The sequence below is a fragment of the Apibacter sp. wkB309 genome (genome assembly GCF_002964915.1).
In the GTDB taxonomy this organism is placed as follows: Bacteria; Bacteroidota; Bacteroidia; order Flavobacteriales; family Weeksellaceae; genus Apibacter.
In genome coordinates this window covers 204,527-227,743 of the sequence record NZ_PSZL01000022.1, presented here as the reverse complement: position 1 = coordinate 227,743, position 23,217 = coordinate 204,527, and the positions used below count along the sequence as shown (strand labels likewise).

Below are 23,217 nucleotides of genomic sequence, written 5' to 3'. Positions count from 1 at the left end.
GTTTTGTTTTATTGATTATAGATCCATCCGAACAATATCGGCGCCCAAGGCCCTTAATCTCTCATCGATATTTTCATATCCTCTATCGATTTGATAAATATTATGTATTCGACTGGTTCCTTTTGCAGACATGGCGGCAATTAGTAAAGATATGCCGGCTCTGATATCCGGAGAAGTCATTACTGTTCCTCGTAAAGGAATTTCATGATTTAATCCGATAACTGTTGCTCTGTGCGGATCACAAAGAATTATTTGTGCACCCATATCAATGAGTTTATCAACAAAAAACAGTCTGCTTTCAAACATTTTTTGATGTATTAAGACGCTTCCTTTAGCTTGTGTGGCAACTACTAAAATAATACTTAATAAATCGGGGGTAAATCCAGGCCAAGGAGCATCGGAAATCGTTAATATAGATCCGTCTATAAAATTTTGAATTTTATAATGCTCTTGTGAAGGAATATACAGGTCTTCACCTCTTTTTTCGATTTGAATACCCAATCTTCTAAAGGTATCCGGTATATTACCTAAATTTTCCCAGCTAACCTCTTTGATGGTAATTTCCGATTTAGTCATGGCAGCCAAGCCAATGATGCTTCCAATCTCAATCATATCAGGGAGTACAGTGTGTTCGGCACCGTTAAGTTCGGAAACGCCATAAATAGTTAAAAAATTAGAGCCAATTCCTTCAATCTTTGCGCCCATTTTAATTAACATCTTACATAATTGCTGGATATAGGGTTCACAAGCTGCGTTATATATTTGAGTTTTTCCTTCTGCCAAAACTGCAGCCATAATGATGTTTGCAGTACCTGTTACGGAAGCTTCTTCTAAAAGTAAATAATTACCATTTAACTTTTTAGCTTTTACGGAATAAAACTTCTCTTCTTCGTCATATTCAAATTGAGCTCCTAAATCAATAAAGCCTTTAAAGTGAGTGTCTAATCTTCTTCTACCTATTTTGTCACCGCCGGGAACGGGAATATAAGCTTCTCCGAATCGACTTAAAAGAGGACCTAATAGCATGATGGAACCCCTTAGTTGAGCTCCGTTTTTTCTAAATTCTTTACTTTTCAAAAATTCAAAATCAATTTCTTCAGAACAAAAGGTATAATCTCCCTTAACGTTTCGGGTAACTTTTACACCCACTGTTTTTAAAATTTCAATTAGTATTAAAACATCTTGAATTTCGGGTATATTTTTTATCCTAACTGATTTTGATGTTAAAAGGGTTGCACAGATAACTTGAAGAGCTTCGTTTTTGGCACCTTGCGGAAAGAATTCACCATGAAGAGGCTTTCCACCGCAAATCTGAAAAGTATTCATTATTTATTTTTGTTTTTAGAAAAATTATTTTTCTTTTGATTTCTATAGTTACTATTGTTGTTTCTATTCTTATTTTTATAAGAAGTATTTGAATTAGTCTGAACCGGCACATTCATCAAAGCTTCTTTTGAACTTAATTTTAGGGAACCGTTAGATAATTCTTCTAAATGGTTAAATATTACTTCATCTTCTACCTGATCTTTGTTCCATTTCAGGTAATTTTTTTTCATTTGATTAGCGATCACATATTTCAATCCTTCTTTCTTGTCACCTTCTTCCCATGATTTTGCTATTTCAATCATTTTTTTCACATTCGTTCCATAATATCTGTATTTAGATTCATTGGAAGGATAAGCCATTTTTTTGGGAGCCGTATTCATTTCTGCCTTAGTAGGAATCGGGTAAGGTGAATCTACTTTTAAATCAAAATTGGCCATTATAAAAAGTTGATCCCATAGCTTATGTTGAAAATCCGGCACATCTCTTAAATGAGGATTTAAATCTCCCATAACATCAATGATTGATTTGGCAAATTTATTTCTTTCATCATCGTCCTCGATCGTCATACAATGATCAACTAATTGTTGAACATGTCTTCCATATTCCGGGATAATTAATTTTTTTCTTTGAGTATTATACTCCATATTTTAATTTTAAAATTAATAATACAAATATTATTTTGTGTAAAATTTACTGTAGAAAAGACTCCTTTTTTCCGACGTATTAGGTAAGCTAATGGTTTATATATAAGACCGTGTAAATTACATTAACATAAACAAATTGCCATAAAGAAATTTTTATCATAAAAATTTCTGAGTCTCTTTTTTTAGCTTATACTTTAGGCTTTTAAAGTATATTTTTGTTTTTATTATATAGTAAACTGTAAACTCCTGAATAAATCATAAACATTTATGCGACTTATAAATAATGTCATCGGAAATTTTTTTTAAAGGAACAATAGTTTTAGTAAATTATAAATCTACTATTTGTAGGTTGCAAATGTAATCATAATTCTTGATATTTTCCTTGTCTTTAGTATTTATTTATCATATAGTTATTTTTTTTTCATTAATAAATATGTAATTGATGTAAATAATTTTATTTTTATGTAATTAATAAGGTTATCTAGGAACGTAAATGATTTTAACAAGCTTGATTCTCTATTAATTTATCTTTTTTGAAACATTTATAACTATATTTTATATTTTGTTTATTTATTTAACTTTTTTAGGAATTGAATTTTCTTTTTTGGGCTATATATGAAGTTATTCCTAACATAGCAACCAACAATAGTACAATATATACCCATATAGGTATAGGAACCGGATCTCCTTGTGCATAAGAGTGTAAACCCGATAGATAATAATTTACACCAAAATATGTCATTATAATGGTCGAAAAAGCTACTAAAGATAAAAAATTAAATAGGTATTTACCCCTCCAATTAGGAACTAATCGCAGGTGTAAGACAATCGCATAAACTATTACGGAGATAAATGCCCAAGTTTCTTTAGGATCCCAACTCCAGTACCGCCCCCAGCTTTCATTTGCCCAGATACCGCCCAAAAATGTTCCGATAGTTAATAAAAAAATACCAATTGTCAATGATAGCTCATTTACAATAGTTAATTCTTTAATTGAATTTTCAACTTTATAAGAAATATCTTTACGGTTTATTATAAACAAAAATAAAACTACGGTTCCTATTAAGGCACTCAATCCGAAAAAACCATAGCTGGATGTAATTACCGCAACATGAATCATTAGCCAATATGATTTCAATACAGGAACTAAGGGCGTAATTTGTGGATTCATCTGATCTCCTCCATGAGCAAATCCCATCAAGATAACTGCAACTAAACAACCCGCCGCAGGAATAAATCCATTTCTGTTTCTATATAAGAGAAAACCGGCCAATACACTTATCCAACTTATGAATAGTACCGCTTCGTATCCGTTGGACCAGGGTTCATGTCCCGAAACATACCATCGAATTCCTAATCCCATTCCATGTATAAGAGCAGTTAGTATAACTAAGCTTAACAAAATCCCCTCCAACCAAGAATAAAGCTTATAATTTTCAGTAAATAGCTTGGTAAATGCCAATATTAGTAATACAAGTCCCAATACGGCATATACTATCATAATTTTAAAAAATACATCCCAATTATTGTATCTTAATTCCCAATTGATCTTAGCTTGAGAAGGTATTATTTCTTTCCCCCATTTGAGTTGATAATCGGATATTTTTTTCAGGGCTTCATCCGCTTGATTCCAATTATTATTATTTTCGGCGATAACTATCGCTCTAAAATATCTTCCCAACAAGTTCAAAGCAATGCTATCAGTTTTCATGTCGGGTGAAATCCAGGAAGTCCAGGTATGATTTTTATCGTTGGGTATCGGAATAAATTTTAAATAGTACCCGCTGATTAATCCTTGCATTACTTGGAGTTTATCATTTAACTCAATTATTTCTTTATCATAATTTGATCTTTCTGCCGGCTTTTTTCTAAAAGCTTTTTTAAAATCATTTTCCAAAATAAAATCGGGAGATCCATCCGGTTGGGTAGTAAATAAATTCATTAAGGAGGTATAACCTTCTGTATTTGCTTTAGTAATTTTTTTTAATTGGTCCCCTCCCTTATTTCCTATTTTGAGTAAAGGAACATTTGACCAAAGCATAGGATTGGTGGATATGGAAATAAAAAATTGATTAGCGTCCAACTCATAGAATTTTTCGCTTTTATGTAATTTTCGTAAAATTTCTAAAGCCAATGTATTCACCGGTTCTATTCGTCCCTCGGATGATTGAACCAAAAGTGCCCCAAATTTATCTGAATGTGATTTTGGAATGTGTATACTTTTACTAAAAGTTTCCCCGTCTACTACTTTTGAATACGTTGTATTTTTACTATGGGTATGCTCATGAATTTCCGATTTATGTACGGAAGGTTTTGGTAAGGTGTCCACATCGTTATGCTCCAGATTTTGACTAAAAGCATATTGACTGAATAAAAGAAATAATAAAAGAAATGATTTTTTATGAGCAGCTATTTTTTTAAGTTGAAGATTAAGTTTAGAAAATCTTGTCCCCTTCCAAAATAAAGTCATAAACATTCCAACTATTAATAATGCATAGCCTATATAGGTTAAAGTTGTCCCCCAGAAATCGTGATTAACGGAAAGGACGGTTCCTTTTAAATCTGAATCAAAACTGGATTGAAAAAATCGGTATCCTTTGTAATTGAGTATGTGATTCATATAAATTTTAAAAGGTGTTTCTTTTCCATTATCTAAAATGGATATATCGGATTCATACGAAGAAGGACTGTTACTTCCCGGATAATGTTCCATAATAAATTTATTCAGTTTTAATGAAAATGGAGAAGTGGTATAGATTTTAGAACCATAACCTATAGAAATGAGCAAATTATCTAAGGCAACTTGTTTTTGAACCCCGGTTAACCCTTTTTTTCCATAAAATAAAAATTCTTTAGATTGTTGATTGGTTGAAGCTTTCATGTAAATAAGATCGGGATCCTCAGAATTTTTATTTTTATCCCCTTCATAATAAATAATTTTTCCCGATTGAGGAGTAATTGGTATCACAAAACTTACATTGGGAAATTGATAGAGACTTGCAAAATGTAATTTTTGTTTTTTATCGCTTCCTTCAACCGGAAGTTCTTCCTGTGTTGTCATAATCATACGCCTTCCCATCATGGGCGAAGAAATATAGATTTCTTCATTTTCTGTGGTAATATTTATGGCTCCCGGAAGATGATTATTGAAACTTAGGGTTGAATTTTGAACTTGTCGGGCACTTCCTTCTTCAATATAAATAGTTTCTCTTCCCTTTGATCCTGAAGAAATTACTTTTAATATTTTTTTACCTGAAGGGGTTATTTGTACAGAATCTTGAGCTCTTGGAATAAATTTTACAGATTCTAATCTTACCTTTTGACCTAAAAAATCGTAATTGGCAGAAAATTTCTTTTGAAACGGCTTAAGTAAAAAAGGAATATTTTCTGAGGTTAAAGTAAAAGGAATATCTTTATATGCTCTGGTTTCTCCTTGAAAATTTGAAATTTGTACTTTAAAGTAGGTTGCGTCTGATATTATTTCATTACTTGACTCTCCTTCTCTAATATGCATTTGTCCTTCATAGCTAATATATCTTGTGATAGCACCTCCTAAAAAAATAAAGATAAAAGATAAATGAAAAGTTAAAATGGGCCATTTTTTTAAGGACCAAAGCTTATATTTTTTAATATTTCCTATGAAATTTAAAATTAAAATGAGCATGATGAGTTCAAACCATTTCGAATTGTATATTAGTGCCTTGGCAACTGAAGTACCGTAATCATTTTCTACAAAAGTTGCCCATGCCATAGAGAGAGCATAAATGACCAACATAATCGCTGTTGTTTTAGTAGAAAACAACAAGTCAAGAATTTTCTTCATTGGTTTTTTTATATTATTTTATATAAACTCCCAAAAATACATCAACTTACTTCTTCATCAAAATGTTTATAAAATAAATAGTTAAAATATGATTTTTTTAATTTTTAATCATGTGATTCATTGGGCGGAATCAACTCTCCTCGTTGAAAAGCTCTTTGAAGTATCGATTCTACAAATGCATCATCACGGATATGATAAGGATCAAAAGGTTCTTTTAAATCAATATCAAAAGCTCCCGCTTTTGCATTCCACCAAAAAGCCGACCAACCGTTCCTTAATTCTTTAATAATTTCATAAACGGTTTTACCGGTGTAACGATACATTAATTTAGAAAATATTTTGCCTTCTGTTTTGGTTAATCCTTTTAGTTTACCTTCATATTCTTCTGACAGTTGCTTTTGCCTTTTTTTTAAATATTTTCGAAAAGCAGCATTATTTAAATTCAAGTTTAAGGAATCGTGTAAATTATTGTATTGTTTGAGTGCAATAAGAAAATACGGATATACTCTAAAAACTCTTTTTTTAAGCCAATTGTACTGATTCTTATCTAAGTTGTTATTAAACTTAGGCATACCATCTACTTGTATTGTTTTTAAATCAATTAATACACTGTCTTCCGTAATGCTGTATTGGGATGATTCATTATGCATTACTGAATCAGAATTAAAATGAATAGTAGTTTCTAATGAATCTGTTTTTTGACATAGAACGATGTTGAAAATCAAGATAAATAAAAGAGTAAAAATTCTTAAGTTCATAAATTTTATCCCGTCAAAAACTATTCCCAAATTTAGTACATTTGTAAAAAAACAGGTTAATATGAAAAATTCAATTATAAATGAAAATTCATTGAAATTTTTAGAAAAATATATTAATACTCCTTCACCCACCGGAGCCGAAAGTAAAGGACAAAAATTATGGATGGATTATATTATTCCTTATGTGGACGAAGTCCGAACCGATAATTACGGAACTGCTTACGGAATTATTAATCCCGAATCAAAGTATAAGGTGGTAATAGAAGCTCATGCAGATGAAATATCATGGTTCGTAAATTATATCACTGATGACGGCTTAATTTATGTTATTCGTAATGGGGGATCCGATCATATGATTGCTCCTTCTAAAAAAGTTCATATACATACTAAAAAAGGCATCGTAAGCGGTGTATTCGGTTGGCCGGCAATTCATACCAGAAATTATACAGGAGTTGAAGAACCGCCTAAAGTAGAAACTATATGGGTTGATTGTGGTGCCACTACTAAAGAAGAAGTTGAAGAATTAGGGATTCATGTAGGATGCATCATCACCTATCCGGATGAATTTTTTATATTAAATGATACATACTTTGTCGGCAGAGCTCTAGACAACCGTGTTGGCGGATTTATGATTGCAGAAGTAGCTAAGCTTATTAAGGAGAATAAAGATACACTCGATTATGGTTTATATATCACTAATGCTGTTCAGGAGGAAGTTGGATTGCGAGGAGCTGAAATGATCACGCAAACCATTAAACCTGATGTAGCTATAGTTACGGATGTTACTCATGACACTACTACTCCCATGATAAATAAGATGAAGCACGGAGAAGTAAAATGTGGAAAAGGTCCGGTAATTTCCTACGCACCGGCAGTACAAAATAATTTAAGGGAATTAATAATTGATAGTGCAGAAAAAAATAATATCCCTTTTCAGAGACAAGCTTCCAGTAGAGTAACCGGAACCGATACGGATGCTTTTGCTTATTCGAACGGCGGTATTCCTTCTGCTTTGATCTCTCTTCCTTTGCGTTATATGCACACAACGGTTGAAATGGTTCATAAAAAAGATGTTGAAAACACTATTCTTATGATTTATAATGCTTTAAAAGCAATAAAAAATAATCAAAGCTTTAAATATTTGTAATATAAATTTAAAAAGGAGCTATAAAAATAGCTCCTTTTACATTCTTTGTTATTTCCATTGTATGATATCAATGGTTTTAAATAGTTTATGATATTTTGGAAAAATAAACAAAGTAGGTCTCTGATAATTCAAAGACATCTATTATATATAATTTATAGTTAGTTACCATTTGAGTTTTGAATGGATTTACTTTAAAAGCACGGGATGTAATGCCTTTATTGGTAGATGAAGTGTTGAATATATTTTGATTATATAAATCGCTGAAACGGCATAGAAAAACATCTTTAATTCCGTAATTCCTTGCTAATTTTTTTGAGGTGGTTGAAACAAAATTTTCAGTATCAATTTTTAAATCTGTTGATTTCTTATTTTGATGTAAATTATTGTAGTAAAGATTAGAATATGACTTACCAATAGTTTGCCCATTGAAATAATTTATTCTATTAAAACAGGCAAAAATTATCAATATTGAAATTAATAATAAATTGTGAATTTTCATGATAATATTGGTCAGCTAAATAAGATAATGTTAACTTATCTGCAAAAATATTAAAAAAATTGTTAAAATTCATAATTTTATTATAAATTTCATTCTAATAAGGTTATTTGGTAAAAAATTAAAAAATAAACAAATAATTTTTGTTTATTATATCATATCATAGTTTTATAAAAAAACATTTATATTAAAGAATATTAGTTTAATTTTGGATTTTTAGGAGAGTTTATCCAAATAATATTCTTTTTATCTACTTTTATCAGTTGATTTTTCCATAAATGATCTTCCCATTTTAAAACATTTAACTCTTTATTATCGCTTATTAACCAATCATCATTTTTAATTTCATTTTCTAATTGATTAGCTTTCCAACCTGAATATCCGATAAAAAAACGAATTTCATTCGGTTTTATAAGACTATCTTTTAAAGCTGTTTTAATATCTTCAAAATCTCCGGACCAATAGTATTTTTCGTTTATTGAAATACTGCCTCCAATTACATCAGGTCGAGAATGGATAACAAAAAGATGATCTGAATCAACCGGCCCTCCCACATAAACATCCATATCTATATCAATATCAGGAACTAACTCCGATAATTTTTGATGATATATTTTTGTAAGAGTGAAGCCTATAGTTCCTTTTAACATATCATAATCAGTAATAAAAATTACACTTTTAGAAAAAAAAGAATCATAGCTGATAGGTTTTGAAATTAAAAATTTACCTTTGTAATCCATTTTTATCTTCTTTTATAACTTAGAGACATAAAATTACATATTTTTTACCAATGGAAGACTTATCTGATCGCAGAAAAATATACAAATTAGGTTCGCTAACCGAATCGGATATAACAGACAATCCGATGGAACTATTTAGAGAATGGTATTTATTAGCAGAACAAAGTGATCATGTTTCTGAAGTCAATGCTATGGCTCTTTCAACTGTTGAAGATAATTTGATTCCCCGAACCCGCAGGGTTTTATTAAAACAATATACTTGGGAAGGATTTATTTTTTATACTAATTACCACAGCCGGAAAGGCAGGGCAATAAGTAAAAACCCGAATGTTTGCTTAAATTTTTATTGGGAAAGTCTTGAAAAACAAATTACCATTAATGGAACAGCAGAAAAATTAGCTCCTAATTTATCTGATGGTTATTTTCATTCCCGACCTTTGGGTAGTCAATTAGGTGCTATTGTATCTCCTCAAAGTGAAGTTATACCTAACCGAGATTATTTGGAAAATAAATTAAGAGATTTAGAACTTTCTACTAAAACTAGGGATGAAATCAATAGACCCGAACATTGGGGAGGATATTTAGTTAAACCGTATCAAATTGAATTTTGGCAAGGCAGACCTAATCGCCTACACGATCGGATTGTTTATACATTGCAAGATATGGATTGGATTATCCAAAGGTATGCTCCATAATTTTTCAACCATTCCTGCTTTTACTCAAATTAAAATTCACCCTGCTATTTGCTGTATTTTTAAGCTATAATTTAATTGTAACTCAAAAATAGTATATCAAAAATTGATTAAGAAGGATCAACGTCTACATCAATTTTTACCGAACGAAACGACGAGAGGTTTTGCAATTTTGAAATAGCTTCTTTTATAAACTTTTTACTATTTTTAGTAGATTTTGTAGATGGTATTTTTAAAAGAATTTTATATATAAATTGATTATTTATCCTCGGTATTAATCCTTCTTCCGGTCCTAAAATGAACGGTTCATGAATAAAATTTTTCAGATAATCTCCTACCATTGCAGCTGCCTTTTTAACCTTTTCATTATTTTTATGCTTGAAAGTCAATTCAATCAATCTAAAGTAAGGAGGATATAAATATTCTTTACGTTCTCTTAAAATACCTTCTTTTGCTAAATTATAGTTATTCTCTTTAATAAATAAATAAAATGGATTTTCCGGGTCAAAAGTTTGAATTAATACTTTTCCTTCTTTTCGTCTTCCGGCTCTACCACTTACCTGTGTCAAGAGTTGCAACGCTTTTTCTTCTGCTCTGAAATTGGGCAGATTTAATAAAGAGTCCGAACGTATGATTCCTACCAACTGAACGTCATCAAAATCAAGTCCTTTGGTTACCATTTGTGTGCCGATAAGGATATCAATTTCTTTAAGAGCCATGTTTTCAAATAATATTTCATAGGCATGTTTGCGTTTCATAGTATCAACATCCATACGGGCAATGTTAGCATCGGGGAAAAGCTGTTTTACCTCTTCTTCGATTTGCTGGGTTCCGATTCCTTTCGTTTCTAAAGCATGGGAATGACAGCTTGGACATGATTGGGGAAATGCCATGGTATATCCGCAATAATGACAACGAAGGGTTGAGCTTACTTTATGATAAGTAAGGGTAACATCACAATTAGGACACGACGGTGAATGTCCGCAGTCATTACATTCCAAAATAGGTGAAAATCCACGTCGGTTATGAAAAAGAATAACTTGTTTTTTTTGAATTAAACATTGATGGATTTCTTCTTGTAACCGATACGATATATTGGGGGTTACTGTGGGTTTACATAAGGAAACCATTTCTATTTCAGGAAGTTTTACATTGCCAAACCTTTCCTTAAGCTCTACTAAACCAAATTTTCCCTGCTCATGATTATAAAAACTTTCCATCGAGGGGGTGGCAGATCCTAATAGAACTTTTGAATTATTTTGTTGCGCTAAGATTTGTACACAATCTCTTGCTTGGTAAAAGGGTTTTGAGTCCGTTTGTTTATATGAGCTGTCATGCTCTTCATCAACAATAATTAAACCGATGTTAGATAATGGTAAAAAAATAGACGAACGAGCTCCGATAATTACTTTATACTTATTTTTTAAAGTATTTTTCCAAACTTCCACTCGTTCATTTTGATTGAGTTTAGAATGATAAACTCCTACTTCATCGCCAAAACGTTTTTTTATTTTACTTACCAGTTGCGTTGTGATGGATATTTCCGGTAATAAAAAAAGGGAATTACGAGAATTAGAAATTTGTTTTTCAATCAATTGAAAATATAATTCGGTTTTTCCGGAAGAAGTTACGCCATGTAATAAAACTGTCGAAAACTTTTGAAATTGTTTTTCAATCTCTCTTAATGCTATTTCTTGAGCGTTAGAAAGTTTATAAGAATCTTCGATATGATCATCATATTCTTCTATACGATCTTTTTGGAGTTGAAATTCTTCTAAATATTTTTTTTCAATCAGAGATTTAACGACAGAGGGTGATGATATTTCAATCAGCTCACTTTTTTGTATAAATGTTGCTCTCTGTTGTTGCATTTTAATAAATAATAGTAACGCTTCTCTTTGTTTTTCCGCCCTATTAATATCGACCAATGCTTTTTGAAATAGTTCTGAATCTTCAAATAAAGGATTTAATTTGATATAAGTTAGTTTCTTGGGTTTATATTTATCAATGATTTGCTCATCTAATTCAATTAATTTTTTATCATATAAAGATTTTATGGTAGGAATTATGTATTTTTTCGCTAAAAAAGCTTCTATTTCTTTTAAATTAATTGCAGTTTTAATTTCGAGATTCTGCATAATGAACGTTTCCTTTTCGTCCAACTCTTCCCAATTTATATTTTGAGAAGTTTTTCGGATAAATGTTTCACTTTCCAATTTTAAAGCTGAAGGAAAAGCATTTCTAAATACATCCCCTAAAGAGCACATATAATAATCAGCAATCCATTTCCAAAATTCAATTAATTTTGGAGTTGCTAAGGGGTAATCTTCAAGGATAGTATATATTTCTTTGGTTTTATATAGTTCCGGCTTCTTATCATGGAGACTTTCCACTATAGCCGTATATAATTTTTTTTCTCCAAATGAAACAACCACCCGTTGCCCGATTTGAATGTGGTTTTGTAATTCTTTGGGTATATGATAGGTGAAAACACCCTCTAATGAAAGTGGAATAATTACGTTTGCAAACTCCAATTGATGTATTTTTTAAATAACAAAGATACAGAATTTAATATTTACAGTTTTTTATTTTAAACCCATAGATAAGAATAATTAAGTAAATACGGTTATGTTTTTTTGTTAAAGAGAATATTTCTTTGAAAACCTGAAAATTTGGTTCGTTTAACAGCTGAATTTTTAAATAGTATTTTAAAGGCTTCTTCATTAATATCATTCCAATCATTTTTAGTATAGGATAACAAATCGGGATGCGGATTAAATTTATCTTCTTTATGCGGTGTAGAAAATCTATTCCACGGACAAACATCCTGACAAATATCGCATCCAAAAATCCAATCTTTCAATTTTCCATCAAACTCCTTTCCGATCTGATCTTTTAATTCTATAGTTAAATAGGATATACATTTTGTGGAATCTATGACCCTTTCGGATATGATGGCTTGGGTGGGACAAGCATCCATGCAACGGGTACAGCTTCCGCAATGATTGGTTGGAAAAGCTTCATCATAGTTCAATTCGAGATCGCAAATGATTTCAGCAAGAAAAAAAAATGAGCCTTTTTGTTTGGATAATAAGAGTGAGTTTTTTCCGATCCAACCTAAGCCGGATTTTTGCGCCCATGTTCTTTCCATCACGGGAGCCGAATCTGTAAATACTCTATAGGAAAATTGACCGACTTTATCTTGGATTTCTTCTACAAATTTTTGTAATTTTTCACGTATTACTAAGTGATAGTCTTCTCCATATGCATATTTAGCAATATGGTAACTTTCTGTGTTTTGTTTTTCTTGCGGATAATAATTATATAAGAAGGAAATAACTGATTTTGCACCGTCTACAAGTAATCCGGGATTAAGCCTTTTATCAAAGTTATTTTCCAAATATTTCATGTTTCCATGATAACCTTCTTTAAGCCATTTTTCTAATTTTGGAGCTTCTTCTTCCAAAAATCTTGAACGAGAGATCCCACATCCTATAAAAGAATATTCTTTGGCTTTTTCTTTTATGAAATATGTAAGTTGCTCTTTATTCAATTGGTTTGTAGTATAGATAAATTATAATAGTGAAGGTCAAGTACATAAAAAAAGACTCAAAATACTGCAAACAATAGATTAAGTCTTTTCGTAGTAGCCCCAGCGAGGATCGAACTCACATCTAAAGTTTAGGAAACTTTTGTTCTATCCATTGAACTATGAGGCCTTTTTTTTAAATCTTTTGCAAAAATATGAAAAACTAAGGAAATTTTGTACTATAAATTTATTCCATAATTGTATAACATATTCCAATACTTTTCAACCTACTTTTGTATAGGTAAATAGATAGTTAAATTTATATTCAGTCTGAAATAAAATTATGAATTCTTCTAAAAAAAATAATCCGGTATATTATTACATACCCTTCAATAATAACATTGATGAATCTGATGTTTCCAAGATTACCCATGCCTTACAATCTATAAAAGAAATTGATACATGCAATTTAGAATTAAATAATCAAAGGATCTGTATAACCAGTAAATACCCTGATGAAGCCATAGCCAAGGCTGTTCCGATTCTCACAGACTTACAAGTTAGAGTTCCGGTTACTAAAAACAACTTTCCTTTACTCAACTTAAGTTGTGCATCTTGTGCCAATAGCAGTCAAAATATTCTTAGAATGCAACCGGGCGTGATAAACGCCTCGGTAAATTATGCAAATGAAATGGCATACATTGAATACATACCCTCAATGATAACCCCGCAAAAATTGAAAGACTCTCTCCAAGAAGCCGGTTATGATTTGATTATCAAAGAAAATGATGATTCGCAAAATTCATTGGAAGAAATACAAAAAAATCATTATAAAGCTCTAAAAAGGAAAACCATCGGTGCCATGATTTTTTCCATTCCTTTATTAATTATAGGAATGACACCGTCACTCATGCATCAACATTGGGCAAATTACATCATGTGGATCTTAGCTACTCCGGTTGTTTTTATTTTTGGAAAACAATTTTTTACGGGAGCTTACAAACAAGCAAAACATGGTTCTGCCAATATGGATACCCTGGTAGCGGTAAGTACGGGAACCGCATATATTTTTAGCGTTTTTAATACATTATTTCCTTCGTTTTGGATAAAACGCGGATTGCAACCGCATGTGTATTTTGAAGCTTCAGCTGTAGTTATTGCATTCATTTTATTAGGTAAAATATTAGAAGAAAAAGCAAAAGGGAATACTTCTTATGCCATTAAGAAGTTAATAGGTTTACAACCTAAAACAGTTACTGTAATTCAAGGAAATGAGCAAAATGAAATTCCCATTAAGTCAGTTTCAATTGGAATGACCATTTTAGTAAAACCGGGTGAAAAGATTGCGGTGGATGGAACAGTTCTATCGGGTAATTCGTATGTTGATGAAAGTATGATCAGTGGTGAGCCCATACCAATTGAAAAAGTGAAAGGTTCAAAAGTATTTGCAGGAACGATTAATCAAAAAGGAAGTTTTCAATTTCATGCAGATAAAGTGGGTAAAGAAACTCTTTTATCTCAAATTATTCAAACGGTGCAAGAAGCCCAAGGCAGTAAAGCTCCTGTTCAAAAATTGGTTGATAAAATTGCAGGAATTTTTGTTCCTACAGTTTTTATTATTGCTTGTTTATCAATGATTATTTGGATTATTTTCGGTGGTAATCAAGGGATAATTTATGGTTTTCAAAGCTTTGTAACCGTATTGGTTATTGCTTGTCCGTGTGCTTTAGGATTAGCTACTCCAACAGCCATTATGGTAGGTATCGGTAAAGGTGCGGAAAAAGGTATTTTGATTAAAGATGCAGAAAGTTTGGAAAATACAAAAAATATAAATGCGATAGTTTTGGATAAAACCGGTACGATTACAGAAGGTAAACCTCAGGTTGAAGATTTTAAATGGTTTAGTTCAACGCATGATCTAGAAAAAAACATTTTATATAGTATTGAACGATCCTCTGAACATCCTTTAGCCGGAGCTATTGTAAGTTATTTGAATGATAAAAGCATAACTTTTATTCCTGATATGGAAATTACAAATGTATCAGGGCAAGGAATTATTGGTATTTACAATAATCAAAAATATTTTATTGGAAATCTTTCTTTGTTATCTATACATTCAGTTCCCATTGATAAAGAAGTTAAAAATTGGTTGGATAATAAATTTAAACAAGCTACTACTACTATTTTATTTGCTAATGAAAATGCTATACTTGCAGGAATATCTATTTCAGATAAGATTAAACCAACTTCCCTAACTGCTATTAAGCAGATTAAAATGTTAGGAATTGAGGTTCATATGTTAACGGGAGATAATCCTACTACAGCTAATTATGTAGCTAAGGAAGTAGGAATTAACAAATTTAAAGCTGAGGTTTCTCCACAGGATAAAATTGATTATATAAAAAAACTTCAAGCTTCGCCTAACAATAAAATTGTGGCTATGGTCGGAGATGGTATTAATGATAGTGCTGCCCTCGCCCAAGCGGATGTTAGTATCGCAATGGGTCGTGGATCTGATATTGCCATTGATGTTGCTAAAATGACTATAATTTCAGGAGATCTTCAAAAAATACCTGAGGCAATTAAACTTTCCAAGCAAACGGTTAAAACTATTAAACAAAATTTATTTTGGGCATTTATTTATAATATAATAGGTATTCCTATCGCTTCGGGTATATTATATCCTATCAATGGCTTTTTATTAAATCCAATGGTTGCCGGTGCTGCCATGGCTTTAAGCAGCGTTAGTGTGGTTAGTAATAGTTTGCTTTTAAAATTAAAAAAATAACTGTAGAATAATTAATTCCTTTTTTAACAAATTAAAAGAGCCTCCTATAATAGGAGGCTATAATACAAAACTCAAAAAATAAAATTAATCTATAATTATTTTATTATCTAATTAAAATACGTATACTAACATATACAGCACAAATCATTGCTATAAAATAAATTAAGGTGAGTAATGAAATAGAGGGTCTAATATGCTTCATAAAGTTTAGTGTTTAAGGTTTATACTAAATTAGGTTATATAAAAATTAAAATAAATTAACTATCTGTTATTTTAATGCTACAAATATATAAAATTATTTTATTTATATAAATATAATATTTATCATATACAAATATTATAAAATTTTAGTATGATTTAATCAAAAAATATTTATTTTTTTTTATATAATTCATATTATTATTTTATTTATTTAAACTGTAAAAATTATTAAAAATAAAATTTAGTTTTTTTATGATAAAATGCAGTGAAGAGTGCTAAGTATTAATTTAAAATAGTGAAGGTATATATTTAACAAAATTGATCCTCTACTACTCAGAGAAGATTTTTTAAATATATTAGTTTACAGCTTTTTAAGCTTACTATGTTAATGAAAAATTTTTATCATTACTTAAAATTAACTATGTAATATAATATTAAATTATCCTATCTAATAATATAAATGACTTATAGTAAAAAATATGTTTAAAAAAATAAATAACATATAAAAATATCACTTCCATAGTAAGAAAAGTCTAATTTACTATAATATTATTTTTTATTTTACGGAATTCCGTAATCTAACCTTTTTATTTTTTTATAACTTCAAAAAATATCATATACAAGTTATTTTTCAATAGTAAGAGTTTTATATATATAATTTGAATGTTAATCTAAAATATTTCACTTGCAGAACCATCTGATTAGTCTTTAAGAAATCCTGAGATAAAAACTCAGGATTTTTTTATTTAATAATTGTTATTTATATTTATATATACAAATATAATTCCATGTTTTTGTCAAAATGTTATGTATCCAACTTAGCTATCTTAATTTTATATGTATAGTATTTAATTGTTAGATTAATAAAATATAAAATTAATTTAAGTTCAGATAAGATTTTTCTTACCTCTTTTTTAAACTTAAATTGTATATAATCAATTATTTTAATTTAATCAATATATTTTAATAAAACGTTTTAAAAATATTTATAAGTTATATTAAATTTTTAAAATAGTTAAAATATGATTTATCTCTTATGAATAAAGCAATGTATAAGAGATCATAAAATATTTATATTAAAAGAAAATAATTTTTTTCTTTTATTAAGCTAAATAAATAAAATAATTTATATATTTGAAAAAAAATAAGAATATATATATTAAAAAGAGATTTATTTTTAAAGTGATAATATATAGATTCTTTAATTCAAATTATATTATAAATATCTTATAATAAAAAATTGTAAAGCTTTATTATTTTTTAAATCGAAGAATTGCTCTTCAAAAAATTTGGTTCTTAAAAAAATATAATATAATTGAAATTTTATTTAAAATTTATGAATAACCTTATATCTTTTGTTTAAAAATTACTAAAAAATTTAGATTAGGGATTATGGTCTTTCATAAATGTTTGAATGAACATATTAAATCTTAATTAGTTAGAAATAAAAAAATAACAATAATATATTAATTTAATTAAAATGAAAATTTTTATTATCATTATTATAACATTAGCAATTTTGTATATTATATGGAGATATTATGAAATATCTCAATGCCGTATTGACGAAGATAATCCTTTAAAATCTAATAATAATTTTACTCCTTCAAAAACGATTATTGGTTATAGTAAATTTTACACATTTAATGTAGATGATAAAAGAAAACAGATAGCTATTTTAAAAGGTAAATCTGAACCTATATATATTGATTTCAAAGATATTTTAGGTGTTAAATTCATTGAAGATATAACATATTTTAATTTATCAAATAGGAAATTTGTAGCAGGAGGTTTTTTTAGCCGTATTTTTTTTGGTTTGTTTGGAACAGTTGTAGGTGGTTCAACCAAGTCTCATCATAAACAAAAATATGTTACAAAAGTATGTGTTAAAATATTTATTAAAGATATAAATAATTCAGCGGTACTAATTGATTGTTTTGACCCTGGTACAATGCTTTTTTTTAAAAGACATAGAGTTGATATAAGTAAATTATTTATTAGAAAAGTATATCAAATAGGAGTTCGAGATGCAAATGAAATAAAAGATACCATAAATATGATCATTAAACATACTCCAAAAAATCTATCTGAAGATATTTCTTTTAAAATTTCTAATCAATTATTGAAATTACATGAATTAAAAGAAAAGGGAATTTTGACAGAAACAGAATATCTTTCTCAAAAACAAAAAATATTAAATACTTAACAAATCTTTATTTAAAAATATATTTTAAACTTTTTTATTTAAAATGATCTATTGATCTATCTAGAATTAAAAAAGTTTTAAATCATACTATAAATGTGAAAATTCATTTTAGGTAAAACTATTATTCGTAAATAAAGATTGAATGCGTCTATAAACTATACAATTAGTGAAAATTAGCGTTATATAGAGGAAGAGGTTATCCTGAAATAAACTATATGTATTTAAACTAAAATAATTAAGATTGAAAAACTGATTCAAAATATTATTAGGATCCAATCCTCAATCAAGCTTATTCTTATTATTCAAATAGTTTAGATAATTCAGAATTCATATTTATTTTACCTATTTATATTTTATCTCATGGTTCTTACTTACATTTTGAGAACGATTTTATTCATATTTCCAAGTAAGATACAAGAAACAAATAAAAAAATTTAATTTTTTAATTTATTACTTCTAATATTCTGTTTTTTATAGGATGCTTATATTGTTCTGTACCATAATAAGTTAAATGATTCGTATCATACATATAAGGAATATAATTAGGAGATATCTTATTAATTTTATAGTTCATTAAATCAATATATTTATTACCCAAATAGTGTTTTAAGAAATTATTAATTTCAATTAAATTTTCTTTATTTTTTATATCATTTTTATATTCATTACCATAGGTGGTTTTTAAATAATAATAGGTTGGATAATCTATTGGATAAATATCTGTTTGACCTAAATAAAGTACTTTAATATTGTATTTGTTAAAATACGTATCAGTAAAATTAATTTTTTTTATTAATTCATCTTTAGAATATGCTGCATAATTAGCACTTATTAAAACTAATTTAATTTTTTCAAGATTTAAAGGGAAATATATCTTAAAAAAATAGTTAAAAAAGCTAATTGGCCCCTTAAATTGACTCTTCGAATACAACATGGGATATGTAGCATCTGCTGTCACTTGTATACAATTTATATTATTTTCTTCTAAAAGATTATTGATTGTTTTGGAAAACATTCCTGCATGGCTATCACCCAATAATATAACATTTAATCTATCATTTTTTACTGCCCAATATTTTATATTATAATCTTCAAATTTTTGAGTAGATAATAGATGTTTTTTGCCCAAATTGTACTGTTCATTAGCCTCATTACTATATTTATAATTAGCTGTTATGTTAATCAGATTTCCAATTTTTTTAAAATAAATATTAGCATCAAGTTTTGTTAAAACAAATGAAATACAAAATAATATAAAGCTGCCTGATAACAAATATTTAACTTTTTTATCATATTTTCTTTTTTCAACAAAATGAAAAGATAAAATTGAAAGTATAATTGACAATAAAATAAATAATAGTCTGTATCTAACCCGTGTATCTAAAGCAAAGAATAAACTTAGAACATAAAATGGCCAATGGTATAAATATATGGAATAGGATAAATCTCCAATGTGATTAACCATCTTACTTTTGTATATACTAAAATCATAATTTATAGAAATTATTACTGAAATACAAAGTACCGGAATAATAGTTATTAAATTCGGCCAAATACCATTGAAATCATTTATACAAGTGAAATAAATAATCACGATAAAAGAAAGAATGGTGATCAATATTTTATATTTTTCAGATATTTTTTTTAATTTATTTTCATTTAGAAAAGCTGCTCCTCCCAACATCATCTCCCAGGCTCTTGTATAAAAAATATAAAATGAAAAGGAATTACTATTACTGTTATGATATAACATTGAAATAAGAGAAAATAATATTAATAAATAATAAAATTTTTTAAATAGGCATCTATTGGTTAAATATAGTTTTCTTAGGATCAACAAGAGAAGGGGATATATAAGATAAAATTGCCACTCAACAGCTAAAGACCATGTATGAAGTAAAAAATTATATTGAGAAGATTGATCAAAATACCCACTATTCAAGTAGTAATAAATATTAGAAAAAAACAAACTACTGGAAAATGCACTTTTTAAATAAACTAAAAATTGAGTTGGTAAAAGAAAAAATACGATTATTGAAAAAAACAAAATCATTACTAATAATGCAGGAAATATTCTTAAAACTCTACGTTTATAAAAATTCAATAAATTAAAATTATGTTGCTCAAATCCTGATAAAATGATTTTTGACATTAAATAACCAGATATTACAAAGAAAATGTCAACTCCAATAAATCCTCCTTTGAAATAAGAAAATTTAAAATGGTATAATAAGACTGAGATAACAGAAAAAGCTCTTAAAAAAGAAATATCGTATCTGAATTTAGTAATCATTTTCAAAAATATAAATTTCCTATTAATTTTTATTTTTTCTTACGCTTTCATTACCAACAAATCCATAATAATTTACCGAAAAAAATTTTTAAAACTTAAAGCAGGCATTATGCAGATGCAAGTTTCGATTATTTGCCAATATGCTTTTTCCGATAATTAAAAAAATTTTGATAATACAGATTTTATAAAAAATTTACCTACCTATCCTATATCGGTTGACAGAGAATTAAAGGGTTATTTCATTATGTTTGAAGTTAAGGGTAATAGTATGGATAATAACAGTAAGGAAAGTCTTCAAGAGGGGGATTTGCTTTTGAGCAGAAATATTAAAAAAGAGTATTGGAAATATAATTTAAATGCTAACAATTGGAAATATGTAATAGTTCATAAAACGGAAGGTATAATGATTAGGAAGATAATTAAACATGATTTAGAAAAGAAAATTATTACAGCACATTCGTTAAATCCCATGTTCGAAGACATAGATATTTCTTTAGATGAAGTTGATCAATTATTTCATGTTATACAAATTCAACGTAAAATTAAAGATTAATTTTATTTATTTTATTTTATTTTATTTCATATATTTGTGAGTATAAATTACTCTATATGAAAAAGATCTTTATATTGTTTGCGATGTTTTCTTTTGTATCAATTACTTTGGGACAAAGTATAAATTTTAGTGAATTATATGCTTATAGATTTGAATTTAATAAATCTGACTTTAAAAATTTATTAAATAAGAAAAATTTTATAGCTACAGGTGAGGATGCATATAGAAAATACAATTCTAGTTCTAAAATAAAGGATGTTGAGCTAATTTCATACAATTGTTGTTATAAATCTAAAGCGGTTATTTCTTATGTAACTTTTATATCTGATAATGAAGAGTGTTTTCGTTTTGCAGAGCAAATTACGAGCTCGATACTATATAATGGATTTACTTTTATGGGATCTACTACCGAAAATGAAATTACTAAAGAATCTTACTACGATTATAATAGAAATTGGAGGGTTGATTTACAATACATTTATTTTGATAATTATTTGCTGCAAGGAAAGGTACATTATATACAAATAATAATTTCTCCCGGAGAGCTTGGGTAAAGAAATTACTTTAATAAATGAGAATAATCGTCAGGTAATTCTGCGTCTATATCTCTTAGATATTTTTTTAAACTATCTAATGTTGAATGTCCGGTTATTAACATCAATTTATCATACGTTTCAAATTGTCCGTTAGTTTTCCTCAATTCTCTGTATAATTTTGTTATATAGGTATGTCTGAATGAATATAATCCATAATTAACCCCCAAGCCAAATTCGTTCTTAATTTCTCTAAATTTTTTAGAAAAATATAAGCTCCTGTCTCCTTCATAAGTATTAGTTTCGGCAACTCCTTTATATGTTATTAAATAAGATTCGGGATTTGTTAAATCAAGTTGACGTAATTCTTCCAACATAACCTCCGGGATTATTTTTGTTTTAGCTACTTTATTTTTAGCTCTAACCCTTAATATTGGAGGATTTGAATTTAATTCAATATCTTTAACTTGCAACCTACACACTTCTATAGGACGTAACATATTATAACTAATAAATTTTATAAGCAATCCTAAAGTTGGCGCTTTTTTCTCAATATGTAATATTAGATCTTGCGCTTTATCTATATCATGCGTTTTATTCCTTTCCGGTCTGGAATATAGGGTTGATATTTCTCTTACAAAATTTTTTTCTATATAGTCATTTTTTTCTAATAAAGAAAAAATAGAACTCAAAACAGAACGGTAATTATTCCTGTTGGTTGCATTGGAATTGCCGCTCATTAGTATAAAATTTAAAAATTGATTGACGTCTTTTTTCGTGATATTTTTAATACTTCCTTTAAGAAGATTTTGTTTATCCAACCAGTTTTTAAAAATATTAATTTTAGATCTATAATCTTTAAAAGTATTTTTCCCAATTTGTTTGCTTTTTAATTCAAGCGCGAAGTTTAAGCTGTTTTCCGTATCAAAAATTTCTTCTTTTAACGATTTATCATAAGGCGAATATCCTTTTTTAAGCATATCATCAATGATGTTTAATAAAATATTAAAATGCTTTAATCTAGATGGAACATCTTTATGTTTAAAATTTAAACTAAAAGAAATCGGGGTTTGCCGGGTCATTATCCCTGTTTCCGGATTTATGTAATTAAAATATATATACCATCTTTTTTTTAAGTCATAAGATTTGCCTCCATGATATAGCTTAGGTGTAGTAAATGGTTTCATAGTTTTCTCAGTGTATATATTTTCATATATATTTCTAAGTTCTTGTAAAAAAGTCATAAATATATCTCTTTAAATTTTCACTTTCATTATGAATAAATTTTAGAAGAGTATATTTTTTCAACGTTTCCACTGTATACAATTTCGTATACACTTATCTTTTTTAGCGTTTAGTAGAAGTAGGTAAAACGTTTAATTTCAATGACTTACATTTGTGGCCACGGAGGGATTCGAACCCCCAACCCTCAGAGCCGAAATCTGATATTCTATCCAGTTGAACTACGTAGCCGAAAATATTTTCTGC

At 28.4% G+C, this 23,217-nt stretch carries 16 protein-coding genes and 2 tRNA genes; 6 read left to right on the top strand and 12 right to left on the bottom strand.

The window, feature by feature from the left end:
• Positions 1-15 precede the first annotated feature (15 nt).
• From murA to C4S75_RS06785, 4 genes are all read right to left on the bottom strand, one after another.
• Positions 16-1,329, bottom strand: a complete 1,314-nt coding sequence (murA, locus tag C4S75_RS06800; RefSeq protein ID WP_105297548.1) for a UDP-N-acetylglucosamine 1-carboxyvinyltransferase — start codon at positions 1,327-1,329, stop codon at positions 16-18.
• Entirely contained in the window at positions 1,326-1,970 is a 645-nt protein-coding gene (locus C4S75_RS06795; RefSeq protein ID WP_105297547.1) for a DUF4290 domain-containing protein, read from the bottom strand. Before C4S75_RS06795 ends, murA begins: the two co-directional genes overlap by 4 nt.
• Before the next feature lie 583 nt (positions 1,971-2,553).
• A complete protein-coding gene (gene ccsB / locus C4S75_RS06790) occupies positions 2,554-5,793 on the bottom strand; it encodes a c-type cytochrome biogenesis protein CcsB (protein WP_105297546.1) in 3,240 nt (1,079 codons plus the stop codon).
• Positions 5,794-5,897: 104 nt separating this feature from the next.
• Complete coding sequence (locus tag C4S75_RS06785; protein WP_146105589.1) at positions 5,898-6,551, bottom strand: DUF4294 domain-containing protein; 654 nt, start codon at positions 6,549-6,551, stop codon at positions 5,898-5,900.
• Between the two features lie 61 nt (positions 6,552-6,612).
• Here C4S75_RS06785 and C4S75_RS06780 point away from each other — a divergent pair, with 61 nt between their 5' ends.
• Complete coding sequence (locus C4S75_RS06780) at positions 6,613-7,698, top strand: M42 family metallopeptidase (RefSeq protein WP_105297544.1); 1,086 nt, start codon at positions 6,613-6,615, stop codon at positions 7,696-7,698.
• Between the two features lie 85 nt (positions 7,699-7,783).
• Here C4S75_RS06780 and C4S75_RS06775 read toward each other — a convergent pair whose 3' ends face one another.
• Together C4S75_RS06775 and C4S75_RS06770 are read right to left on the bottom strand one after the other, a co-directional pair.
• A complete protein-coding gene (locus C4S75_RS06775) occupies positions 7,784-8,197 on the bottom strand; it encodes a hypothetical protein (RefSeq protein WP_105297543.1) in 414 nt (137 codons plus the stop codon).
• 194 nt (positions 8,198-8,391) lie between these two features.
• On the bottom strand, positions 8,392-8,934 hold the full coding sequence (locus C4S75_RS06770; RefSeq protein WP_105297542.1) for a YqgE/AlgH family protein: 543 nt from the start codon (positions 8,932-8,934) through the stop codon (positions 8,392-8,394).
• A 50-nt stretch (positions 8,935-8,984) separates the two neighbouring features.
• Here C4S75_RS06770 and pdxH point away from each other — a divergent pair, with 50 nt between their 5' ends.
• A complete protein-coding gene (pdxH, locus tag C4S75_RS06765; protein ID WP_105297541.1) occupies positions 8,985-9,629 on the top strand; it encodes a pyridoxamine 5'-phosphate oxidase in 645 nt (214 codons plus the stop codon).
• Between the two features lie 107 nt (positions 9,630-9,736).
• Here pdxH and priA read toward each other — a convergent pair whose 3' ends face one another.
• The 3 genes from priA to C4S75_RS06750 form a co-directional block, all read right to left on the bottom strand.
• Positions 9,737-12,160, bottom strand: coding sequence for a primosomal protein N' (priA, locus tag C4S75_RS06760; protein ID WP_255410603.1), 2,424 nt, complete (start codon positions 12,158-12,160; stop codon positions 9,737-9,739).
• Between the two features lie 92 nt (positions 12,161-12,252).
• A complete protein-coding gene (queG, locus tag C4S75_RS06755) occupies positions 12,253-13,179 on the bottom strand; it encodes a tRNA epoxyqueuosine(34) reductase QueG (protein WP_105297539.1) in 927 nt (308 codons plus the stop codon).
• 94 nt (positions 13,180-13,273) lie between these two features.
• Positions 13,274-13,345: transfer RNA gene (locus C4S75_RS06750), tRNA-Arg, on the bottom strand.
• Positions 13,346-13,498: 153 nt separating this feature from the next.
• Here C4S75_RS06750 and C4S75_RS06745 point away from each other — a divergent pair.
• Positions 13,499-15,943: a cation-translocating P-type ATPase gene (locus tag C4S75_RS06745; protein ID WP_105297538.1), complete on the top strand. Its 2,445-nt coding sequence runs from the start codon at positions 13,499-13,501 to the stop codon at positions 15,941-15,943.
• A 1,681-nt stretch (positions 15,944-17,624) separates the two neighbouring features.
• Positions 17,625-18,350, top strand: coding sequence for an SHOCT domain-containing protein (locus tag C4S75_RS06740; protein WP_105297537.1), 726 nt, complete (start codon positions 17,625-17,627; stop codon positions 18,348-18,350).
• 442 nt (positions 18,351-18,792) lie between these two features.
• Here C4S75_RS06740 and C4S75_RS06735 read toward each other — a convergent pair whose 3' ends face one another.
• Positions 18,793-20,643 (bottom strand): acyltransferase family protein, encoded by a 1,851-nt coding sequence (locus tag C4S75_RS06735; RefSeq protein ID WP_105297536.1) that lies wholly within the window; start codon positions 20,641-20,643, stop codon positions 18,793-18,795.
• 184 nt (positions 20,644-20,827) lie between these two features.
• Between C4S75_RS06735 and C4S75_RS06730 the strand changes: the two genes are divergently transcribed.
• Positions 20,828-21,196, top strand: a complete 369-nt coding sequence (locus tag C4S75_RS06730; RefSeq protein WP_370431232.1) for a helix-turn-helix transcriptional regulator — start codon at positions 20,828-20,830, stop codon at positions 21,194-21,196.
• A 56-nt stretch (positions 21,197-21,252) separates the two neighbouring features.
• A complete protein-coding gene (locus tag C4S75_RS06725) occupies positions 21,253-21,750 on the top strand; it encodes a hypothetical protein (RefSeq protein ID WP_146105588.1) in 498 nt (165 codons plus the stop codon).
• 5 nt (positions 21,751-21,755) lie between these two features.
• Here C4S75_RS06725 and C4S75_RS06720 read toward each other — a convergent pair whose 3' ends face one another.
• Together C4S75_RS06720 and C4S75_RS06715 are read right to left on the bottom strand one after the other, a co-directional pair.
• Entirely contained in the window at positions 21,756-22,973 is a 1,218-nt protein-coding gene (locus C4S75_RS06720) for a site-specific integrase (RefSeq protein WP_105297533.1), read from the bottom strand.
• A gap of 155 nt (positions 22,974-23,128) precedes the next feature.
• Positions 23,129-23,202 (bottom strand) — tRNA-Arg (locus C4S75_RS06715).
• Positions 23,203-23,217 lie beyond the last annotated feature (15 nt).